Genomic DNA, 21,083 nt, shown 5'->3' with positions numbered 1-21,083 from the left:
TTTCAGATTCTTTTAAAACAAATAACGTTCTTCTCTCAGTTTGATTCCTTTGTATAGTTTAAAAGACCGCCAGCCAAGAGAATATCTCTTTGTCTTGCAGAAATATTCAAACGAGTTGCAATTTCTTCGCCTTTACGTACATGGGTCACAATAACATCCTGACCGTCTACAGCACCTTTGATTTGATCTGCTGCATATTTAATGATGAATTCATCCCCCAGTTGAATGGAATCATAATCCCATTCGTTAGCAAAAACCAAGGGCAAAATGCCGTTATTAATCAGGTTCGCCATATGGATTCTTGCAAAGGATTTTGCAAGAACGGCCTTTACACCCAATTGTAGCGGTGCCAATGCTGCATGTTCACGGCTACTTCCCTGACCATAGTTTTGACCTGCCACAATGAAACCGCCACCTGCCGCCTTGGCACGAGCGGGAAATTTGGGGTCACAGGGTGTTAAGCAGTAATCTGCCAAAAAAGGCACATTAGAGCGATAAGGGAGCAGTTTCGCGTTGGAAGGCATAATATGATCGGTGGTAATATTATCATCTACTTTAATCAAAGCGCCACCACGAATATCCTTGGGAACTTTTATGTTTTTGGGGAAGGGCTGAATATTTGGCCCTCTTACCACGTTGACCATCTCCCCTTCGGGGGAGGGTGGAATAATTAAATTATCATTTACCAAGAAGTGCTCAGGCATGGAAATGAAAGGTGCTTCACCCAGAGAGTTGGGATCGGTCAGCTTTCCTGTAAGGGCACTGGCAACGGCTGTTTCTGGGCTTACAATATAAACCTGTGCCGATTTTGTTCCGCTTCTTCCTTCAAAGTTACGGTTGATGGTTCTTAACGATACTGCATTGGTAGCGGGAGCTTGTCCCATACCGATGCAAGGGCCACAGCCGCATTCCAAAATACGAGCACCGGCAGAAATAATATCTGCAAGGCCGCCATTTGCCGCCAGCATATTCATTACCTGCTTAGAACCGGGTGCAATAACCAAACTTACATTAGGGTCTACAGTTTTATCTTTCAACAGAGCGGCAACGGTCATCATATCTGTATAAGAAGAATTTGTACAGCTACCGATGGCAACCTGATCTACTGCCAAGCCTTCAATTTCTTTTACTCTTTTGATATTATCGGGGCTGTGTGGACAAGCCACCAAAGGAACAATTTTGTTTAAATCAACGGTGATTTCCTCGTCATATGTAGCATCAGCGTCAGCGGAAAGCTCGATCCAATCTTCTTCACGTCCCTGTGCTTTTAAGAAGGTTTTTGTCACTTCGTCACTGGGGAAAACGGAAGTGGTTGCACCCAACTCTGCACCCATGTTTGTAATGGTTGCTCTTTGGGGAACACTCAAGCTTTTTACACCCTCGCCGCTGTATTCCATCACCTTGCCAACGCCGCCCTTTACAGAAAGAAGACGAAGCACTTCCAAAATGACATCTTTCGCAGTGACCCAAGGCTGTAGCGAACCAACTAAATTCACACGGCAAACCTTAGGCATAGCTAAGTAGTAAGCACCGCCACCCATGGCTACTGCAACATCAAGGCCACCTGCACCAATAGCAAGCATACCAATGCCGCCGCCTGTAGGGGTATGACTGTCGGAGCCCAAAAGGGTTTTACCGGGTTTGCCAAAACGCTCCAAATGAACCTGATGGCAAATACCATTACCCGGTTTTGAAAAATAAATACCATGTTTATTTGCTACGGTTTGAATATACTTGTGATCATCGGCATTTTCAAAGCCTGTCTGCAAAGTATTGTGGTCAATGTAGGCAACGGAGCGTTCTGTTTTTACCCTAGGAATACCCATTGCTTCAAACTGCAAGTAAGCCATGGTTCCTGTGGAATCCTGTGTTAAAGTTTGGTCGATTTTAATAGCAATTTCTTTTCCTGAAATCATGTTACCGCTAATCAGATGGGTGCTGATGAGCTTTTCGGTTAGGTTCATATGGTTGGTTCCTCCTTATTTCTTCTTCTTTTTTAATGCTAATAGATGAGGTGTAAGGGTTTTCATCGCCTCAATCAATTCTTCTTTACTGATAAAGGTAACACGGCCATCTGCATAAAGGCCATCTACCCAGTTTAATAAAGTTGTTGCTTCTGGAGAGTTTTTATGAATCGCTTCTTCATCTTTCAAACTAAGGTATTGATTTAACCAATATGCAATACCTGCGGATCCTGAGTTCTTATTAATTTCAACGCCTATTGGGCGGTTTAAAATCTTTGCAGTATTAAAGATATTGTAGATTTCTTCATCCTTTGCCATGCCATCTGCATGAATGCCTGCTCGGGTTACGTTAAAATCTCTGCCCACAAAGGGCGTTCTATCTGGAATTGGATAACCCAAATCGGATTCATAATATTCGGCAATTTCGGTAATCACGGTAGGGTCCATACCATCCAATGTTCCGCGCATCTGCGCATATTCAATTACCATAGCCTCCAATGGAGTATTTCCTGTTCTTTCACCAATACCCAAAAGGGAACAATTGATGGAACTTGCACCGTAAAGCCAAGCAGTTGTGGCATTTACAACGGCTTTATAGAAATCGTTATGACCATGCCACTCAATTAGCTCACTAGGGAACTGAGCGAAGTGATTAATGCCGTAAATAATACCCGCAACACTTCGGGGAAGGGTTGCACCGGGGTAGGGAACGCCATAACCCATAGTATCACAGAATCGAATTTTTACAGGAATCTGATATTGATCCATCAGCTTTTTCAATTCTGTGGCAAAAGGAACCACAAAACCATAGTAGTCTGCCCTTGTTACGTCCTCAAAATGACAGCGGGGACGAATGCCGTAGTCTAAAGCTGCCTTGACAATCTCCAAGTAATCATGTAAAGCTTGTTCTCTTGTTTTATGTAGTTTATGGAAAATATGATAATCAGAGCAGCTAACCAGAATTCCGCATTCCTGAAGGTTCATATCCTTTACCAACTTAAAGTCTTCTTTAGTGGCACGAATCCAGCCTGTAATTTCCGGGAATTTTAGCCCCATTTCCTGACAAGCACGAATTGCTTTGCGGTCGGTTTCGCTATAAACGAAGAATTCACATTGGCGCACTTTTCCTTTAGGTCCACCTAAGCGGCTGAGCATTTCGTAAAGGGTGGTGATTTGTTCTACGGTATAAGGCGTTCTTGCCTGCTGACCATCACGAAAAGTAGTGTCGGTCATCCAAATTTCATCAGGTGGGTTCATAGGTACCAAACGATGATTGAAGGTGCACTTTGGAATTTCATCATAATTAAAGTTATCACGATAAAGGTTCGGTTCTTCTACGTTTTGTAAACTGTATTTATACTGTCTAAGTTCCAATAAATTGTTTTTATTATTAAAAGAAAGCATGCAATCCCCCCTGTGTTTAGTTTTCATGATAGTAAGCGTTCTTTTCTATTTATAAAATATATCAATAAATCACTTTTTCGTCAATAGAAAATAATTCATAATTTTAATATATAAAAAGGGATTATTTAAGAAAATGTGCCTAAAATTCAATAAATTAGAGAGAGGGATCGAATAGAAACAATAGAAATGAAGAATATTTGGGGTGTGATATATCAAAACTATGAAAAAAATCTATATGTTTCGTGAAGGCGGAATCTAACATGATATCTGTTTCTCTCAAAATATGTTAAGGAACAATTGTGTAATCTACTTCTAGAAAAATGGATAATTGTAAAAATTGATAACTTCACATATTTTATGAAGTTAAAAAGATACAGCAATAAACAATGAAACCCGCACAAAATGCGGGTTTCATAGAATTTGGGGGTGTTTTTTTAAAATTAAAGTTAATTAAGATTTTTTTATTGCATCTTGAGCAAAATCAGTACGGATCAAATCGGTGAAGGGAACTCTTTGTGTAAGTTGGCCGCCTTGCTCCATAATGTCTTGAATAAGGGTGAAGCCCTCTTCTGAAAAAACGGGATCTTCTTTCCAAGTATCTTGAGCCTTGTAACGTTCAATAATAGTGGTTAGGGTTGCAACATCTGAATCGGGAAATTGAGGGGAAACTACTTTGGCGATTTCTTCGGAAGTATGTTCCTTTACCCAAAGCTGTCCTTTATAGATTGCCCTTGTAAAAGCTTCAATGGTCTCGGGGTGACTGTTCATAAATTCATCCCTTGCCATATAAACAGTGTAAGGCACATATCCGCTGGCTGCACCTAGGGATGCAACAATATGGCCGCTGCCACTGTTTTCCAACGTGGTTGCTACAGGCTCGAATTCCACTGTATAGTCGCCAACGTTGCCAGTAAAAGCCCCTGCTGTGGAGGAGAAATCGATGTTATTAATAATTTCAACATCTTCATTTAATTTCAAGCCGTTTTCCTTTAAAACATACTCTAAAACCATTTCAGGCATACCGCCAAGTCTGCCACCGATGACGGATTTTCCTTTTAAATCTTCCCATTTAAAGTTAGGCTCATCTGTACGGGAAACAAGAAAATTCCCTGCTCTTTGGGTGAGCTGAAGAAAAGCTTTTGGATAATTTTCCTTACCTTCGTTATAAACGTAGATGCCTGCCTCTGTACCCAAAAGAGCAATATCAGCGGAATCAGAGAGCAGTGCTGTCATGGACTTATCTGCACCATTTCCAATGGCAACAGTAACATCCAATCCTTCTTCTTCAAAGAAGCCCAATTCTTGAGCAACATACTGGGGGGCATAAAAAACAGAATGCACAACCTCGTTAAGTCTGACGGGGGTCAGTTCTGCCTGTGCCTCAGGTTTGGAGGAACAGCCTGCCAGTAAAGACAAGGTCATCCCGCCAGTTAATAAAAGAGATATGAATTTTTTCATGAGTAACCTCCTGCGGATGTTTTCATTGCTACTATATGCAAAAAAGGTAGAAAATTCAAATTGTCCTTAGGAAAAATTTCAGTTTTTGTAATAGGTTTTTATAATAAATTGGTGTATAATAATTAGCATGGTAAAATACGTAATTATTTCTAAATGAGATTTTATCTGGTTTTTTTGCTAGCATCTGGTTTCGAATAAATTGTTGGAACAGTAGTGCTTGGAATGTACCCACCTAGTGTGGTGGGCAGTAAAGGCTGATCGTTCCATGGAATAGGAAATATGTTTTAAAGAATATAGGAGGTCAGTTATGACTGAAAAAATAATGTTGATAGATGGAAACAGCATTGTAAATCGTGCGTTTTATGGTGTGCCCCTTTTAACTAACAGGGAAGGCCAACATACCAACGGGGTTTACGGCTTTTTAAATATTCTATTTAAACTGATGGATGAGGATAAGCCTGATTATTTGGCGGTTGCCTTTGATTTGCATGCACCAACTTTTCGCCATGTGGAATTTGATGGCTATAAGGGGACAAGAAAGGGCATGCCTGACGAACTAAGGGAGCAAATGCCCCTTTTAAAAGAAATGCTTCAGGCTATGAATATTCAAATTTATGAGATGGAAGGCTTTGAAGCGGATGATATTTTGGGGACCCTTTCTGCAAAAGCAGAGGAAGCAGGGGTTATCCCTATTGTTGTTTCTGGCGATAGAGATTTATTGCAGCTTGCCAGTGAAACACTCAAGGTACGTATTCCAAAAACAAAGGGCGGGCGTACGGAAACAGAGGATTATTACGCAAAGGATGTTATAGAAAAATATGGGGTTACACCTTTGGAATTTATTGATGTGAAAGCTTTGATGGGTGACACTTCTGATAATATTCCCGGTGTGCCGGGAATTGGAGAAAAAACTGCTGTAAAAATTATTCAAGACTATCACGATTTGGAAAATGCCATTGCACATAGCTTGGAGATAAAACCCAAAAAGGCTTCGGAAAATTTGGCTGAATTTCAAGAACAGGCAAGATTAAGTAAATTTCTTGCCACTATTATTCGGGATATGCCCATTTTATTTGAAAAAGAGCAAACAAAAATCGGAGATCTGTTCAATGCGGGAGCTTACGATTTGGTGAAGCGCTTAGAATTAAAGAGTATGTATAACCGCTTTGAAAAGGAAGAGGTTCAAACAGCGCAAACCGAGGATTTTCAGGGTGTTTATTCCTTTGAAATGGCTAAGGCGTTTTTCGCATCTTTAGAGAAAGGGGAAACAGCCTATCATTTTCTTATGGATGAAGGGAAATGTGAAGGACTGGCCTTGTATCAAGAGAAAATTGGTGGATGTTGGCTTGAAGTGGGAGAGAATTTTTCTGTAGAACAGTTATTTCAAGTTGCAGAGACTTTTTTTAATGACAGCGATTATGTGAAAATCGGTCATGATATTAAAAATGATATTAAGTTGCTCCGAGCAAAGCTTGGAAAAACCATTGAGATTTCCTTTGATACTGCCATTGCTGCTTATATTTTAAATCCTACGGGAACATCTTATGCCTATGACGATTTGGCGAAGACTTTCTTAAATCAAATTTTGCCTTCTGGTGAGGAAGTTATGGGCAAGGGGAAAAGCAAAAAGGCTTTTTCTAGCCTTTCTGAGGATGAAAGGAAGGGCTTTGCTGTAACCCAAGCAAAGGTTTTTTTTGAAACAAAAAAGATGATGACTGAGCAGTTAGAGAAAAATGGCCAGCATGAGCTGTATTATGAGATAGAAATGCCTTTAATATATGTCCTTGCTGATATGGAAGAGTACGGCATAAAGGTGGATAAAAGTGCCTTATTGGAATATCAAAAGAATTTAGAAATTAGTATTGAAGGGATTACAAAAGAAATTTTTGCCCTATCGGGAGAAGAATTTAATTTGAACTCACCAAAACAGTTGGGGGTAATTCTTTTTGAAAAATTAGGTTTAAAGGGTGGAAAGAAAACAAAAACAGGCTACTCCACGGCTGCCGATGTTTTAGAAAAATTAAGGTTCGAACATCCAATGGTGGAAAAAATATTGTATTATCGTCAATTGGCAAAGCTGAAAAGCACTTATGCCGACGGCCTTTTGGCCGTAATGGATGAGAAAACAGAGAAAATCTATTCTACCTTTAATCAGACTATTACCGCCACAGGGCGCATCAGCTCTACTGAGCCAAATTTGCAGAATATTCCCGTTCGCTTGGAATTGGGTAGAGAACTTAGAAAAGTATTTATTCCCCAAAGTGAAGAATACTGTTTTTTGGATGCAGATTATTCCCAAATTGAGCTAAGAGTGTTGGCTCACATTGCAGGAGACGAAACCTTAATCAATGCATTCCGCAATGATCAAGATATTCATAGATTGACGGCATCTCAGGTGTTCCACGTTCCTTTCGAGGAAGTGACAGCTTCGCAAAGAAGTAATGCAAAGGCGGTTAATTTTGGGATTGTGTATGGCATTGGTTCCTTTAGTCTTAGTCAAGATTTGGGAATCACCAGAAAAGAAGCAGAGCAATATATTGGGGCATATTTTGCAAAATATCCTAATATCAAAAAATATCTCAACGAAACCATAGAGAATGCAACCAAACAGGGCTATGTTGCCACCCTTTGGAACAGAAGAAGGGCTATGCCTGAATTGCAGAGCAATAATTTTATACAACGTTCCTTTGGGGAGCGTGTTGCCATGAATATGCCCATTCAGGGGAGTGCAGCAGATATTATTAAGATTGCAATGGTTCAAGTCCATCGGGCTCTGAAAGAAGGGGGCTATCGTTCCCGTTTGATTTTGCAGGTTCACGATGAACTATTGATTGAAACCTATAAAGAGGAAAAGGATGCAGTGGCTAAAATTTTGAAAGAAAAAATGGAGCAGGCGGCGGCACTTTCCGTTCCTTTGGATGTAGATGTGCATGAAGGACATTCATGGTTTGAGGCGAAATGATAAATGAGGGATTCGACATGAAAGTGATTGGATTAACAGGTGGAACAGGCAGCGGAAAAAGCGTGGTTAGCCAATGCCTTCGGGAGGCAGGTGCCGCCATTATTGATGCTGATTTGATTGCCCATGAGATTATAAAAAAAGGGAAACCTGCTTATGATGAGTTGGTTGCCTATTTTGGAGAGCAAATTTTACAGGATAATGGCGAAATTTTTCGTCGTAAGCTTGGGGAAATTGTATTTCGGGATAAAGAGAAGCTGAAATTTTTAAATAGTTGTACCCATAAATATATTGTCCAGGAGATTGCAGAGCAGACTCAGGATACGAGAAAAAAGAATCAGGCAGAGCTGATTATTATAGATGCACCACTGCTAATTGAGGCAGGACTGGATGCTATTTGTGATGCAATTTGGGTTGTTTATGCCCATGAGGAAGCCCGCGCCCGCCGTGTCATGCAGCGGGATGGCATTACATATGAAACAGCTAAGGCTCGTATTGCAAATCAAAAATCATGGGAAGAATATGAAAGTTATGCCCAAGAGGTGATTGATAACAGTGACACTTTGGAAAAAGTCCAAGAGCAGATATCAATCTTGATGAAAAAATATGTTTAGTCCACTTTAGAAATGAAGGTATTGGTATTTTTTGAGAGTATTCAGAAATGTCACGGAAGGAATATTTAAAGCTAATTGCAAAATTCTTCTATGACATTGCTTTTGCCTTCAACTAATATTACATGATAGATAGCATAGTAATATTAAAAGAGATAAATTTAAATCTTAAGATTCGTAGGTGAAGAGATGTTTCGTTTAATTAAGAAAATACTAGTTTGGGTTTTCTTGTTCTTAGGGGTAGGGATATTTGCATATTTTGTTGTGTTACCCCAAGTGCTGCCCTTAAAATATCGTGAGCAGGTTGAGAAGTATGCAAAAATGTATGATGTAGAGGAGTCTTTAATTTTTGCGGTTATTTTTTGTGAAAGTCGCTTTGACCCTGATGCCCACTCCAGAGCGGGCGCAAAGGGATTGATGCAGGTCACGACTGAAACAGGTTGGTGGGCCGCCAGCCGAATAGACTATTTAGATGTGGAAACCATTGACTTAAAAGACCCGGAAACCAGCATAGCAGTGGGAACTTGGTATCTGCAATGGCTTGAGGATAAATTTGACGAGGTAGAGCCAACTGTTTTGGCGGCTTATAATGCAGGCCATGGGAAAGTTAGCCAGTGGCTTGATGATGAAAAATATAGCGATGATGGAGATCATCTGAAAGAAATCCCTTTTGCAGAAACAAATAGTTATGTTAAAAAAGTTGAGTTGATGCAAAAGCTTTATAAAATTTGTTATCGTTTATAGCTTTTGGGAGGCACATATGAAAAAGAAATTAATTCCTCTGTTTTTTGCTTGTATCCTGCTTTTTACAGGATGTACAAGTGGAAGCGGAGAAAAAAATAATTTTAATGTTTCCGGAAACGTGGCAAAAACCCAAGGGGAGAGCCGTGTTTTAACGCTATCCATGCGGGTTCCGGAAACATTGAATCCTTTACGAAACAGAGAGGCTACGGTAGATACGGTACTCAAGCTTATTTATCAGCCCTTAATTACCTTTGATGAAACGGGAAAACCTTCTCCCTCCATTGCAAAAAGTTGGAGTTTTTCGAAAGATGGCTTAACCCTTTCCTTAGAGCTACGTAATAATATTACGTGGCAAAATGGCTCTTCTGTGACGGCGGATGATGTGGCATTTTCTATTGAAACCATTCGGGGTGCTGCAGAAGATTCTGTTTACAAAAAGGTATTGGATTATGTTTCAAGCTATTCTAAAACAGGGCAGTACTCCATTGATATTCGTTTTAAAGAACCATTTAGTAAAAACGTGGATGCCCTAAGTTTTCCAGTGATTTCTGCGGCGTATTATCAAGGGCAGACAGATCCGAAAAGTGGCGCAAATATGTCTCCTATGGGTAGCGGACCCTATTCTATGAAATCTTATTCTATGGCATCAGAAATGATATTGACGGCGAACCCCTCGTATGTTGAGGGCAAGCCAAAGATAGAGACGATCTCTGTTCGCACCACTGGTGGCGCTGAAACGGATGTATATGCTTTTGATCAGGGAATGACGGATATTCTGGTGACTGATGCCATCGAAACAGGTCGTTATGCCGATGAAGGTGTAACAGGGGTACACCAATTTACCTCTGAGCAATATGATTTTATTGGATTTAATTTTCATCGGACTTTATTTCAAGACCGAAATATGCGACAAGTAGTAGCGTATGCATTACCCAAAAAAGCAATCTGTGAAAATGTTTACCTGCAGTACGCAAAAGTTGCTTACACCCCTGTAAGTCCAAGCTCATGGTTGTTTGAAGAAAACGTTGCACCCTTTGATTATGATACAAATATGGCAGCAACGTTACTGAAGAATGCAGGATGGTCTGACAAAAATGGGGATGGCAAGTTGGAAAAAGAAAATGAACCAGAGCCCCTTCATGTTTCAATACTAACAAATCAGGAAAATAGTGCAAGACGGCAGACTGCAACAAAACTTAGGGATGAACTTACCCTTTTGGGTTTTGATGTAACTTTAGAGATATTGCCTTTTGACCAATATCAGGAGAAATTTACAGGCGGGGATTATGACCTAATCGTGGGAGGCTGGCAGATGTCCCCTGTGACAAATTTATATGACTTTTTCGGCAGTAATGGAAGTTTAAATTATATTGGTTATCAAGATGAGCAGATGGACAATTTGCTATTGGCTGCCAATCAGGCTGTGGGAGAAGGTGCCACTTTGTTGGCATATAGCAGCCTTCAAAAACGAATCGCAGAGGAGCTTCCGTATATTAGTATTGCTTATCGCAGTAAGGCAATGTTTGTGTCTAACCGTGTTGGGGGTGTGATTATACCAACGGAGGATAATATTTTTCATTCAGTGAACCAGTGGACTTTCGAGGGTGAGAAAGAATAGGGGGAGGAAAATGTCTGAATTAAGAAAAAATCCGTTTACAGGAGAGTGGACTCATTACGCAGAGAATCGGAAAAACCGCCCCTATGAGTTTTTGCATAAAATCGAAGTGAAAAATAACAGTAATGAGAATTGTCCCTTTTGTGGTGGAAATGAAGATAAAACCACAACCCCTTTCTATCAGGATGGCACAGATGAGTGCTGGACTATTCGGGTTTTTCCAAATATGTTTCCTGCGGTGTGTGAGGAAGAAATGGCTATTTGTGAAAATTCTTTTTATCAGCAGCTTTCAGGACAAGGGACTCATGAGGTTTTGGTTGATACCCCAATTCATGAGGAGACTATTGATCAATTTTCTCTAGAACATCTGGGGAAGGTTTTCGTTGTTCTGCAACATCGATATAACGAAATGATCTTATCAAAAAAAGTAAAGTACATTCAAATTTTTAAAAATTGTGGCCCTTCAGCAGGAATGAGCATTCGTCATTCCCATTGGCAGATTGTTGGGATGCCGGTTTTGCCCCAAAGAGAGGTTATAATGCAAGGGCATATGCAGGATGGAGATTGTCTTTTCTGTAAAATGCTTGTTTATGAAAAAGAACAACAAAATCGGGTTGTGATGGAGAATCAAAGCTTTATGGTGATTGCACCGTATGCATCCCGCTTTCCTTACGAGCTTTGGATTTGTCCCAAAAGGCATATCGCCAGCTTTTCCCATGTAACGGAAGAGGAATTGGAGGCTTTGTCCGTTATCATGAAAGGGCTTTTGCCTAAAGTTGCATCGCTACGTAAGGATGTGGGGTATAATATTTGCATGATTGATGGTGAAGTGGGAGGGGATTTTCACTGGCACATGGAAATCTTACCAAGGATTGGTGGTTTTGCCGGTTTTGAATATGCAACTGGGAGCTATATCAATTCTATTTTACCGGAGCAGGCAGCGGAATATTATCGTAATAAAAATTGACTTTAATATGGTAATTTAGCAATAAAGACCACATGCACCTTGTATGTGGTCTTTATTGCTGGTATTTTGAGAACACAGCATTGCTGAATCTTTCATGGTATAGGCAATCAACCTATAGCGAGATAGGAGAATTGCTGCAATAAGAATCAATAATATAGCCTTCACTGCTTTCAAATCTCAGTAGTCTATCTAAAAGCACCGGCAAGGAAAATGATATACAGCCACACATTTGTGACAAAATAAAAAGTCATGTTTGAGAATAAACTCAAACATGACTTTTTATTAGTGCGGATGGTGGGACTCGAACCCACACGATATCACTACCGCCAGATTTTGAGTCTGGTGCGTCTGCCAGTTCCGCCACATCCGCAAGTAAAACTGCTTGCTTATATTATCATAAAAAGATATATAATGCAAGCAGTTTTTTAAATTTTTTTGTAAAATTTACATTTTTTCTGGTTCTGGATAGGTTTCACCAAAGGTATCAACGCTTACTTTTACCATAACCTGATCTTCAATGGGGCGGTCACCACGGCTGGTACGAACAGTTGCCATGGTATCCACCACACTCTGTCCTTCGATTACCTTGCCGAAAGAGGCATACTGTCCATCCAAATGGGGGGATTTTTCATGCATAATAAAGAACTGTGAGCCTGCACTGTTGGGATTCATTGCACGAGCCATAGAAAGCACACCTTTATCATGAGTAAGGTCGTTTTTTACGCCATTCATGGAAAACTCGCCACGAATCTGATATCCGGGGCCACCCATGCCTGTGCCATCGGGACATCCTCCTTGAATCATGAAACCATTAATAACACGGTGGAAAACCAAGCCATTGTAATAGCCTTTATTCACCAAGGAAATGAAATTGTTTACAGTATTGGGGGCGATTTCGGGATACAGCTCTGCCTTGATTACGCCTCCGTTTTGCATTTCAAATGTTACTACAGGATTTTTTGCCATGAGTATCTTCCTTTCAGATTTTGCATTTAAAATAATTGATTTTTTTAATTTACCCATTGCAAACCAGAGCATACTGTAAAAAGCAAAAAGATTGCCAAGGTTTGGTAAGGGGATAGCTTGGCTCATTATAGCATAATGCCTTTGAGGACGCAAATATTCCTTAAATATTTTCACAACTTAAAGTGACCATTACCAGCTCAGGGCGGTTAAAAATGCGAAAAGGAAAGGTGCTGTTGCCTAAACCCCGGCTGACTATCATCCCAGTATCCTTTTTCTCATATAGGCCAGAAGTATAAGTGGGAAAAAAGCCTTGATTAGGAGCAAAAATCCCTCCAAGAAAAGGCAGTCTAATTTGTCCCCCGTGGGCATGCCCTGTAAAAACCAGATTTACACCACTCTCTACATAGGTTTCAAATAATTCGGGTCGGTGAGAAAGAAGAATTTGAAATGTATCTTCCTCCCGCCCTTTTGTCAGGGTGGATAGCACGGCTTGGTAATAAGGGTTGACACGTTTGTCGGCAAGTCCAATGAGGGCAATGGTATCTCCGTTTTTCTGGAGAACGGATTTTCCGTTATCCAAAACAGTCACACCTGCTTCCGTCAATTGCTCAGAAAGCTCCTCAAAATAGCCTGATTGGTGCTCATGATTGCCACTGACATAGTAAATTGGAGCAATATTCACTGCACCCTCAACGAAAACCATAGCTGAATCCAAATTGGTGCGATTTCTGTCAATTAAATCACCTGTGATAACGATAATATCCGGCGCTGCATTTCTGATTTTTTCAAGTATTCTCTCTTGATTTTGTCCGAAACGCTTATTTTGTAAATCTGAAACCTGTAAAATTTTATAACCATCAAATCCCTTGGGGACTTTTTTTGAATATGTTGTCTGTGTCAGTGTAAGCCCATTGTTTTGCCAATATAAAAAACCTACCAGACAGAGCAACGAGCAAGTACCTTTGTTTTTAAAAAATTTCAATTAATTCACCGCCATCTATTCATTTCTTTTTATTATAAAGAGGTTTTTGTTGGAAAACAAGAGGGTGTCTTTCGGAAGTACTTATGTGACAAGAGGTTCATTTTTCCTTTGCTTACTTAGGTGATTAAGTTCGATTTTATCTAATTGATGACTTGTTTTATTCGTGATATACTTGGTAAACGGAATAAACAATATAAATTTAACTGTGCATTTCTGCTTTTTCTTTCTGTGGGTGTTGCTCTGAGATTCGCTTATTATTTACAACAAGGAGGGATGGTATGAGGACAATTTTTCATATTGACGTAAATAGTGCATTTTTAAGTTGGAGTGCGGTAAAGATGCTGAAAGAAGGCGGTATGTTAGATTTACGTACCGTTCCCTCGGCTGTTGCAGGTGATAGCGAAAGTCGCAGAGGTATTATTCTGGCAAAAAGCAATCCTGCCAAAAAATATGGCATTTCAACAGGGGAACCAAAGGGTTTTGCTTTGCAAAAATGTCCCCAATTGATTTGCGTTCCTCCTGATTTTTCTTTATATACCAGAAATTCGGAAGAAATGTTTCGCATCCTTTCTCAATACTCTGACCGTGTAGAACCCTTTAGTATTGATGAAGGTTTTCTCGACTATACGGGTATGGAACATCTTTTTGGTACTCCCTTGGAGGGTGCTGCAAAAATAAAAGAACAAATTAAAAAGGAACTTGGTTTTACTGTAAATATTGGGATTAGTGTAAATAAGCTTTTGGCAAAAATGGCGGGTGAATTGGAAAAGCCCGATAAAATAATTACCCTCTACCCGGAGGAATTGGCCAAAAAGCTATGGCCTTTGCCTGTGGAAGAAATGTTTATGGTGGGTAGAAAGACTGCACCTCGCCTGAAAAAAATGGGCATCCGCACCATTGGGGAATTAGCAAAATATCCTGTTGCTCTTTTGGAAAAGGAGTTCAATAGCTATGGAAGAATGTTGAATGCTTATGCCAATGGGATAGATGATACCTCGGTAGCCCATGTTGAAACAGTGCAAGAGGTAAAAAGTGTTGGAAACAGCACCACCATTCCTTATGATGTGGAGGAACGTGAAGAGGCATACAAAATACTCCTCTCTTTATCGGAGACGGTTTCCATGCGTTTGCGAGAAGGAAAGTTTTGTGCTAGAGAGATTGGTGTAGTGATTAAAACCACTGATTTTCAGGTGTACTCCCATCAAACAAAATTGTTGAATGCCATTGATTGTACCAACGCTGTCTATGAAACGGCGAAGAAAGTTTTTGATGAAGCATGGAAGAAAGAGCCCATCCGACATCTAGGGATTCGTGCGGGGCATTTATGCAGTGACGAGTGCATTCAGCTTTCTATTTTGGACGAGGACTGGAGCAGGCAGAAGCAGGCGGATGCCGCCATGGATATTCTTCGTGGGAAGTATGGACGAGAAACAGTAGTTAGGTCTACTTTTATTGGCGGGATTGAGCCTGCCTATGGAGGGGGAAGCTTAAAGATAAATCATCTAAAAAAATGATCTAAAACTTAAATAGGATGTTATTAAATTACTATATTTTAGAGTTTTTCATATTTCATATGAAGTATTGTGCAGTGTCAAATGAAGTGTGTGTAATAAGTAGGTCAGGCTTTAGTCTCTTTCAAACACGAAAGGCATTGACCTTTTCTCTGTTTCTTTTGGTGTTCTGAACTGATTCCTGAAAATCCTATGAAGAGGTTTTCATTTGAATTATGAAGATACCAATAGGCGGAGAAAGAGGAGGGAGATATATTAATCCAAGACTGGCGAAGTCTTTTTGATTCCCATTGAAAGAAGCTTTTAATAGGATATGCTTCTATATTTATTAATACTGGCAGATAAAACAAGTTAAAATGTGGGATATATATGGACGATGAAATAAGGAGGAACAAACATGACAGACACAGAAAAAAAATTCTCAGATGAATGGGTAAAAAAGGCAGAGCAGGCACAAGGTATGGATGGCTACAATTCTATAAAACTTATAAAGGATATTCAGCAGTATGGCGGTGTTTCCGTTGCTCGTAGAACTTTGAGCAGAAATGGCTGTTCTGATAATTTTGAAATCCTCAAGAAAAACAAACGGTTAGATTTATCTATGGAGGCTTTGATTGTGAGAGGTGAGTTTGGAACGCTGTTTGAGGATGATGAGGTGAATCAGTGCTTCGCATTGCTTTGTGAATGCGATTATTTTGTTTAAGAGGTGAGCAAATGACAGAGGTTGTTGCAGCACTGCTGTGCAGAGAAAACCGGTTCCTTATTTGTCAACGTCCCGCCCATAAAAAAAGAGGGCTTCTTTGGGAATTTGTGGGAGGCAAGCGAGAAGCTGGAGAAAACCAGGCGGAGGCGTTAATACGGGAGTGTTTTGAAGAATTGGGTATTGAAATAAAGGTAGGAAAAATATATATGGAAGTAACCCATGCATATCCCGATATCACCATAAAGTTGACATTGCTTCGAGGGGAAATTATTCAAGGGGAACCTCAATTACTTGAGCACATGGATTTTCGATGGATTACGGTAGAGGAGATTCCAGAATATACCTTTTGTCCTGCAGATGAAGTGATATTATCCCGTTTGATGGAATTTGGATTGCAGGAAAGCTGAGAAATCTGCAGATCAAATATAGGTGTTTGACCAATTGATTCCCTCAACATGTATATTGCTTTAGACAATCATCTTTATTAAATAAACTTAAAGAAATATTATTTAATAATTTGCTACAATTTAAGCTCTGTTCTTGTATTTTATGGTATAATTTCTTATAATAAAATTATTATAAATACAAAGGACTGAGAACATGATTGTTTTAATTGCAAAAAGCGTTGTGGCGGAGAAAAATCAGGCTGCTTTTTTACAGCTTGGAAAAAAACTGGTGGAAGAAACAAGAAAAGAAACTGGATGTATTTTTTATGATTTGGTTCGGGACGTTAACGAAGCAGGAGTATTTTATTTTGTTGAAAAATATGTTGACCAAGCTGCGTTGGATGCCCACACAGGTTCAGATTATTTTAAGACCTATGTACCTCAACTGCAGCCTTTGCGGGAAGATTCCCAATTGAGCCGCTGCGAAATTGTATCATTTGAATGAGCTTTCTTAGGTGAGGATGGGTGAGAAATTGAATGAAATAAAGCTCTAGCGAAAGCGGTTTGTTCCAAATGAAACAATTTTTCTAAAAGATGATATCATTCTTCATCATGATGATGATGTTATTATTACAAAGTGGTATGTTTTTCGGCCAAAGGAAGACTTTGACCATGGTTTATCTTGTTATTATATTAAAAAGGGTTTTAAAATAAGTAAATTTTTCAACCATAAAAATGAACTGGTCTATTATTATTGTGATATTATTGACACTGAATATAATAAAGAAGAAAATTCTTATATTTTTAGCGATTTATTAGCGGATGTAATTATTTATGAAAATGGATTTGTAAAGGTGGTAGATTTGGCAGAGCTTGCGGATTGTTTGGAAAGCGGTATTATTTCTGAAAAAATTGTCAAGGATGCTTTAAGACGGTTGGATTCCCTTTTACAAATTATATACACCAATGGCTTTACCAAGTTAAGTCAGTTATTGGAAATTGAGGAGTAGCTTATGGCAGCGGGTATCCACAGTGGGCATCGGGAACGAATGAGACAGCGATTATTACAAGAGGGTGGCGAAGGTTTTCATGACCACGAGCTTTTGGAAATGCTCCTTTATTATGCTGTACCCAGAGGAGACACCAATCCCCTTGCTCATAAAATGGTAAAGGAATTCGGTTCTTTACCCACTTTGATGGAAGCCGAGCCTATGGATATTTCACGTCTTTGTGGTGTGGGAATAAACACTGCAATATTAATTTCTCTGCAAAAAGAAATCAGCAAGCGGTGCATACAAGCTCGATGGCGTGATAGACCCACGTTGAATTCCTTGGGTCTTGCTATTGAATATTGTAAATCCTTGATGGCATTTAAAAACAGAGAGTTTTTTTATGCCGTATGCTTGGACAATAAGCGGAGAGTGATTAATACAGTTCAAATTGCCGAGGGTACTGTAAATTCAGCGGCAATACACCCCAGAGTTGTCATGGAGGCAGCATTAAAATTACAGGCATCGGCGGTAATTTTTACTCACAATCATCCAGGGGGGAATTGTAAGCCTACCTTCGATGATATTGAGACAACTGCAAAGCTAGCCAAGCTCTTGTTTGCAATAGAAGTTCAGTTAATTGACCATATTATTATTGCAGATAGTATGGCATTTAGTTTTTTGGAGAATAAATTATTAAATAAAGAAATAATGGAGGGACAATTATGACAAAAAGATTATTTCGTTCTAGTACAAATGTGAAAATTTCAGGTGTATGTGGGGGCATTGGGGAGTATTTTGATGTTGACCCTACGATGATTCGCTTGCTTTGGATTTTGGTAAGTTTATTTACAGGTGTTTTTTTGGGCGTGTTGGCGTATGTGATTTGTGTATGTGTCGTTCCCGTAGACACAGGCTATATTGATGGTGAGTTCAAAGAAAAGTAATGAATGAAAGAAATGAGATTAAGGGTGGCACTGGGAAGCTTCCGCAGGCCATCTTTTTCATTGTGATATGAGAGGAGAACAAAACATGGCAGAGGATAAAAAAAGGATTTTCAGTGGAATGCAGCCCTCAGGTTTAATTACATTGGGTAATTATTTAGGCGCACTGAATAACTGGACAAAGCTTCAGGATGACTATGATTGTTTGTACTGTATTGTAGACATGCATGCAATTACCGTGCGTCAAGACCCCGCAAAGCTGCGTAAGCAGGCGAGAGATTTATTAACACAATACCTTGCGGTTGGCTTAGATCCTGAAAAAAACATTATTTATTATCAGTCTCATGTACCTCAGCATGCGGAATTGGGTTGGATTTTGAACTGCTATACTTATATGGGTGAACTGAACAGAATGACCCAGTTTAAAGATAAATCTGCCAAACATTCAGACAATATCAACGCCGGATTATATACTTATCCTGTGTTGATGGCGGCAGATATTTTGTTGTATCAGACAGATTTGGTACCTGTCGGTGAGGATCAGCGTCAGCATTTGGAAATCACAAGAGACATCGCAGCACGTTTTAACGGTGTTTATAGTGATACCTTTAAAATTCCAGAGGCGTATATTGGTAAGGTTGGGGCAAAAATTATGGCGTTGCAGGAACCTACTAAAAAAATGTCAAAATCGGATGAAAACAAAAACAATACCATTGCTTTGATGGATGAGCCTGCAGTGATTATAAATAAATTCAAACGTGCCATGACTGACTCTGACAATCAAGTGCGGTTTGGAGAGGATAAACCTGGCATTTCCAACCTTATAGGAATTTACTGCGCTGTCACAGGGGTATCTCCTGCGGAGGCAGAAAGAGAGTTTGCCAATACTGGATATGGTAACTTTAAGATGGCTGTGGGCGAAGCGGTTGTAGCCAAACTGGAGCCCATTCAACAGCGTGTAAAAGAATTAGAAGCGAATAAGGATTATTTGGATAGCGTAATTAAAAATGGCGCAGAAAAAGCTGGAAGAATTGCCGAGAAAACTTTGTCAAAAGTACAGAAAAAGGTCGGCTTTCCTCCAAAAATACGCTGATCATTAAAAAATAGCCGTTTAGAGGACTGTTTTTAGTAAGAAATAGTTTATTTACTGAAAAAATAACTTGCCAAAGTCGGTAATATTAACCGATTATTTAATTCATGTTCATATTTTGTTCAAAAGGATGCGCTATACTCATATCATAAAATAAATGAACGGAGGAATATGATATGTTTGACCCTGAAGATATGATTCTAAATACTAAAAAAAATAATGAAACAGATGATACTAAAATGAATGAACCGGAAATGTCCAAGGAACCGGAAATGACAGACGAGTCTGAAATGACGACCCATCAGGAAATAATAGATAGTTCTGTAGTTGAAGATGGCCTTTTTGAGGAAGAAAAGGTTGAAGATGAGGATGTAGATACTGACGAATGTTCCTGTGGTAAGGCTCCAAATGGAGAAGGCCCTTCCCTTCGGGAGTACCGTTATGAGGAACAGGTGAAGAAAACCCCAAGAAAAAGAAAAAATTGGGCGAAGTTTATTGCAGCTTGTTTGATTGTAAGTGTGGCTGGCGGTGCAAGCATGGGGGCTGGTTATGGTGCGGTAAAATATTATTTTGCCGATGAGCCTGTTGTTAGTAATACACCAGTTATCGCACAAAAGGTTTCTTCTACTACGGGAATATCGGCAGTGGATATTATTAAAGGTGTAAAACCCTCAGTTGTCAGCATCTCCACGAAGGTTTCAGGTGCTGCCGAATATTTTGGTTCCTTTAGTGTACCTTACGAGGCGAATGGAATGGGCAGCGGCGTAATTTTTTACTCTGATGACGATAAGATAGCTATTGCAACAAATAACCATGTAGTTAACGGCGCAAACTCTATTTTTGTTACTTTAGAAGGTGACGCAAGCGTCCCTGCAAAGGTTGTAGGAACGAAGAGTGAATCTGACCTGGCAGTCATTACTGTATCATGGGATGCATTAAAGAGTGCAGGTGTTAAAAACGTAAGTGTTGCAAGCTTTGGTGATTCAGACCACTTACAGGTTGGGGATAGCGTAATTGCCATTGGTAATGCAATGGGCATGGGTCTTTCTGCAACAGATGGTATGATTAGTATGACACAGCAAACTATAAACGTCGAAGGAAATCAGCTGAATGTTTTACAAACAAGTGCGGCAATTAACGGCGGTAATAGCGGTGGCCCCTTGGTAAACAGCGCAGGTGAAGTAGTGGGTATCAATACTGCAAAATACAATTCTTCCATGGCAGAAGGAATGGGCTATGCAATTCCAAGCAACGTGATTAAACCCATTGTGGAAGACTTGCTGGAGAATGGAACACAGCCTAGACCTTATATCGGAATCAAAGGTACTAGCATTACTTCCGAAAACGCAGATTTATATAAACTGCCAGTAGGTGCTTTGATTATGGAAGTAGCAGAGGGTGGCCCTGCGGAAAAGGCTGGTATTGTGGTAGGTGATATTATTACCAGCTTTAATGGAAATACCGTTATGGATATGGATTCCCTGGTGAAAATTGTTGGCGAAACAAAGGTGGGGGATACGGTAGATGTTCATGTAGTAAGAGACGGTAAGACTGGTCACGATTTGAAGATGACCATTGCTGATAAAAATAGTTAAGAGGAATGAAGCATGAAGGGGTGTTAACAATGCCCCCTGATAATAGAGATATTTTGAAGTTTGCCGTAGGATTTTCTTAGTCCTACGGCTTTTCTTCATATTGCTATTAAAGATAGAATAAATTTTCAATAGGTAAGGAGATACGTTGTCAATTTAAGATAATGCATCTCCTTTTTCTTGTTTGCAATTAACGAA

At 39.7% G+C, this 21,083-nt stretch carries 19 protein-coding genes, 1 tRNA gene and 1 pseudogene; 15 read left to right on the top strand and 6 right to left on the bottom strand.

Annotated elements, in window-relative coordinates; all coding sequences use genetic code 11:
• Positions 1 to 35: 35 nt before the first annotated feature.
• The 3 genes from RTK36_RS02425 to RTK36_RS02415 all read right to left on the bottom strand — a co-directional run bounded on the left by RTK36_RS02425 (position 36) and on the right by RTK36_RS02415 (position 4,826).
• Complete coding sequence (locus tag RTK36_RS02425) at positions 36 to 1,964, bottom strand: aconitate hydratase (protein WP_312043966.1); 1,929 nt, start codon at positions 1,962 to 1,964, stop codon at positions 36 to 38.
• Positions 1,965 to 1,979: 15 nt separating this feature from the next.
• A complete protein-coding gene (locus tag RTK36_RS02420) occupies positions 1,980 to 3,368 on the bottom strand; it encodes a 2-isopropylmalate synthase (protein ID WP_312043964.1) in 1,389 nt (462 codons plus the stop codon).
• A 450-nt stretch (positions 3,369 to 3,818) separates the two neighbouring features.
• Entirely contained in the window at positions 3,819 to 4,826 is a 1,008-nt protein-coding gene (locus RTK36_RS02415; protein ID WP_312043962.1) for an ABC transporter substrate-binding protein, read from the bottom strand.
• 307 nt (positions 4,827 to 5,133) lie between these two features.
• On the opposite strand from RTK36_RS02415, the gene polA reads away from it, so the two are divergent.
• From polA to galT, 5 genes are all read left to right on the top strand, one after another.
• Complete coding sequence (gene polA / locus RTK36_RS02410) at positions 5,134 to 7,788, top strand: DNA polymerase I (protein WP_312043960.1); 2,655 nt, start codon at positions 5,134 to 5,136, stop codon at positions 7,786 to 7,788.
• 17 nt (positions 7,789 to 7,805) lie between these two features.
• Entirely contained in the window at positions 7,806 to 8,399 is a 594-nt protein-coding gene (gene coaE / locus RTK36_RS02405; protein ID WP_312043958.1) for a dephospho-CoA kinase, read from the top strand.
• Positions 8,400 to 8,585: 186 nt separating this feature from the next.
• Positions 8,586 to 9,140 (top strand): lytic transglycosylase domain-containing protein, encoded by a 555-nt coding sequence (locus tag RTK36_RS02400; protein WP_312043956.1) that lies wholly within the window; start codon positions 8,586 to 8,588, stop codon positions 9,138 to 9,140.
• Between the two features lie 16 nt (positions 9,141 to 9,156).
• The gene (locus tag RTK36_RS02395) at positions 9,157 to 10,758 is read left to right on the top strand and encodes an ABC transporter substrate-binding protein (RefSeq protein ID WP_312043954.1); all 1,602 of its coding nucleotides are present in this window, start codon (positions 9,157 to 9,159) and stop codon (positions 10,756 to 10,758) included.
• A gap of 10 nt (positions 10,759 to 10,768) precedes the next feature.
• Positions 10,769 to 11,722, top strand: coding sequence for a galactose-1-phosphate uridylyltransferase (gene galT, locus RTK36_RS02390; RefSeq protein ID WP_312043952.1), 954 nt, complete (start codon positions 10,769 to 10,771; stop codon positions 11,720 to 11,722).
• Positions 11,723 to 12,008: 286 nt separating this feature from the next.
• On the opposite strand, the gene RTK36_RS02385 is transcribed toward galT, so the two are convergent.
• The 3 genes from RTK36_RS02385 to RTK36_RS02375 all read right to left on the bottom strand — a co-directional run bounded on the left by RTK36_RS02385 (position 12,009) and on the right by RTK36_RS02375 (position 13,670).
• Positions 12,009 to 12,092: transfer RNA gene (locus tag RTK36_RS02385), tRNA-Leu, on the bottom strand.
• A 74-nt stretch (positions 12,093 to 12,166) separates the two neighbouring features.
• Positions 12,167 to 12,688 carry a peptidylprolyl isomerase gene (locus RTK36_RS02380; RefSeq protein ID WP_312043949.1) on the bottom strand — a complete coding sequence of 174 codons (522 nt, stop codon included), beginning with the start codon at positions 12,686 to 12,688 and terminating at the stop codon, positions 12,167 to 12,169.
• A gap of 160 nt (positions 12,689 to 12,848) precedes the next feature.
• Positions 12,849 to 13,670: a metallophosphoesterase gene (locus tag RTK36_RS02375; RefSeq protein ID WP_312043947.1), complete on the bottom strand. Its 822-nt coding sequence runs from the start codon at positions 13,668 to 13,670 to the stop codon at positions 12,849 to 12,851.
• 278 nt (positions 13,671 to 13,948) lie between these two features.
• On the opposite strand from RTK36_RS02375, the gene RTK36_RS02370 reads away from it, so the two are divergent.
• From RTK36_RS02370 to RTK36_RS02325, 10 genes and pseudogenes are all read left to right on the top strand, one after another.
• On the top strand, positions 13,949 to 15,184 hold the full coding sequence (locus tag RTK36_RS02370) for a DNA polymerase Y family protein (RefSeq protein ID WP_312043945.1): 1,236 nt from the start codon (positions 13,949 to 13,951) through the stop codon (positions 15,182 to 15,184).
• Positions 15,185 to 15,578: 394 nt separating this feature from the next.
• The gene (locus RTK36_RS02365) at positions 15,579 to 15,884 is read left to right on the top strand and encodes a hypothetical protein (protein ID WP_312043943.1); all 306 of its coding nucleotides are present in this window, start codon (positions 15,579 to 15,581) and stop codon (positions 15,882 to 15,884) included.
• 11 nt (positions 15,885 to 15,895) lie between these two features.
• Complete coding sequence (locus RTK36_RS02360) at positions 15,896 to 16,291, top strand: (deoxy)nucleoside triphosphate pyrophosphohydrolase (protein ID WP_312043941.1); 396 nt, start codon at positions 15,896 to 15,898, stop codon at positions 16,289 to 16,291.
• A gap of 193 nt (positions 16,292 to 16,484) precedes the next feature.
• Entirely contained in the window at positions 16,485 to 16,775 is a 291-nt protein-coding gene (locus tag RTK36_RS02355) for a putative quinol monooxygenase (protein WP_312043939.1), read from the top strand.
• 76 nt (positions 16,776 to 16,851) lie between these two features.
• Positions 16,852 to 17,133 (top strand): annotated as a pseudogene (locus RTK36_RS16535) (DUF402 domain-containing protein); the annotation flags it as partial.
• Complete coding sequence (locus RTK36_RS02345; RefSeq protein WP_312043937.1) at positions 17,134 to 17,280, top strand: hypothetical protein; 147 nt, start codon at positions 17,134 to 17,136, stop codon at positions 17,278 to 17,280.
• 3 nt (positions 17,281 to 17,283) lie between these two features.
• Positions 17,284 to 17,988: a RadC family protein gene (gene radC / locus RTK36_RS02340; protein WP_312043935.1), complete on the top strand. Its 705-nt coding sequence runs from the start codon at positions 17,284 to 17,286 to the stop codon at positions 17,986 to 17,988.
• Positions 17,985 to 18,206, top strand: coding sequence for a PspC domain-containing protein (locus RTK36_RS02335; RefSeq protein ID WP_312043933.1), 222 nt, complete (start codon positions 17,985 to 17,987; stop codon positions 18,204 to 18,206). The genes radC and RTK36_RS02335 overlap by 4 nt, the downstream gene beginning before the upstream one ends.
• 85 nt (positions 18,207 to 18,291) lie before the next feature.
• Positions 18,292 to 19,296, top strand: coding sequence for a tryptophan--tRNA ligase (gene trpS, locus RTK36_RS02330; protein ID WP_312043931.1), 1,005 nt, complete (start codon positions 18,292 to 18,294; stop codon positions 19,294 to 19,296).
• A 173-nt stretch (positions 19,297 to 19,469) separates the two neighbouring features.
• Positions 19,470 to 20,888 (top strand): S1C family serine protease, encoded by a 1,419-nt coding sequence (locus RTK36_RS02325; RefSeq protein WP_312043929.1) that lies wholly within the window; start codon positions 19,470 to 19,472, stop codon positions 20,886 to 20,888.
• Positions 20,889 to 21,083 lie beyond the last annotated feature (195 nt).

The organism is Anaerotignum sp. (assembly GCF_031981185.1).
Taxonomy (GTDB): Bacteria; Bacillota; Clostridia; order Lachnospirales; family Anaerotignaceae; genus Chakrabartyella.
This window is presented reverse-complemented; position numbering and strand designations above follow the sequence as displayed.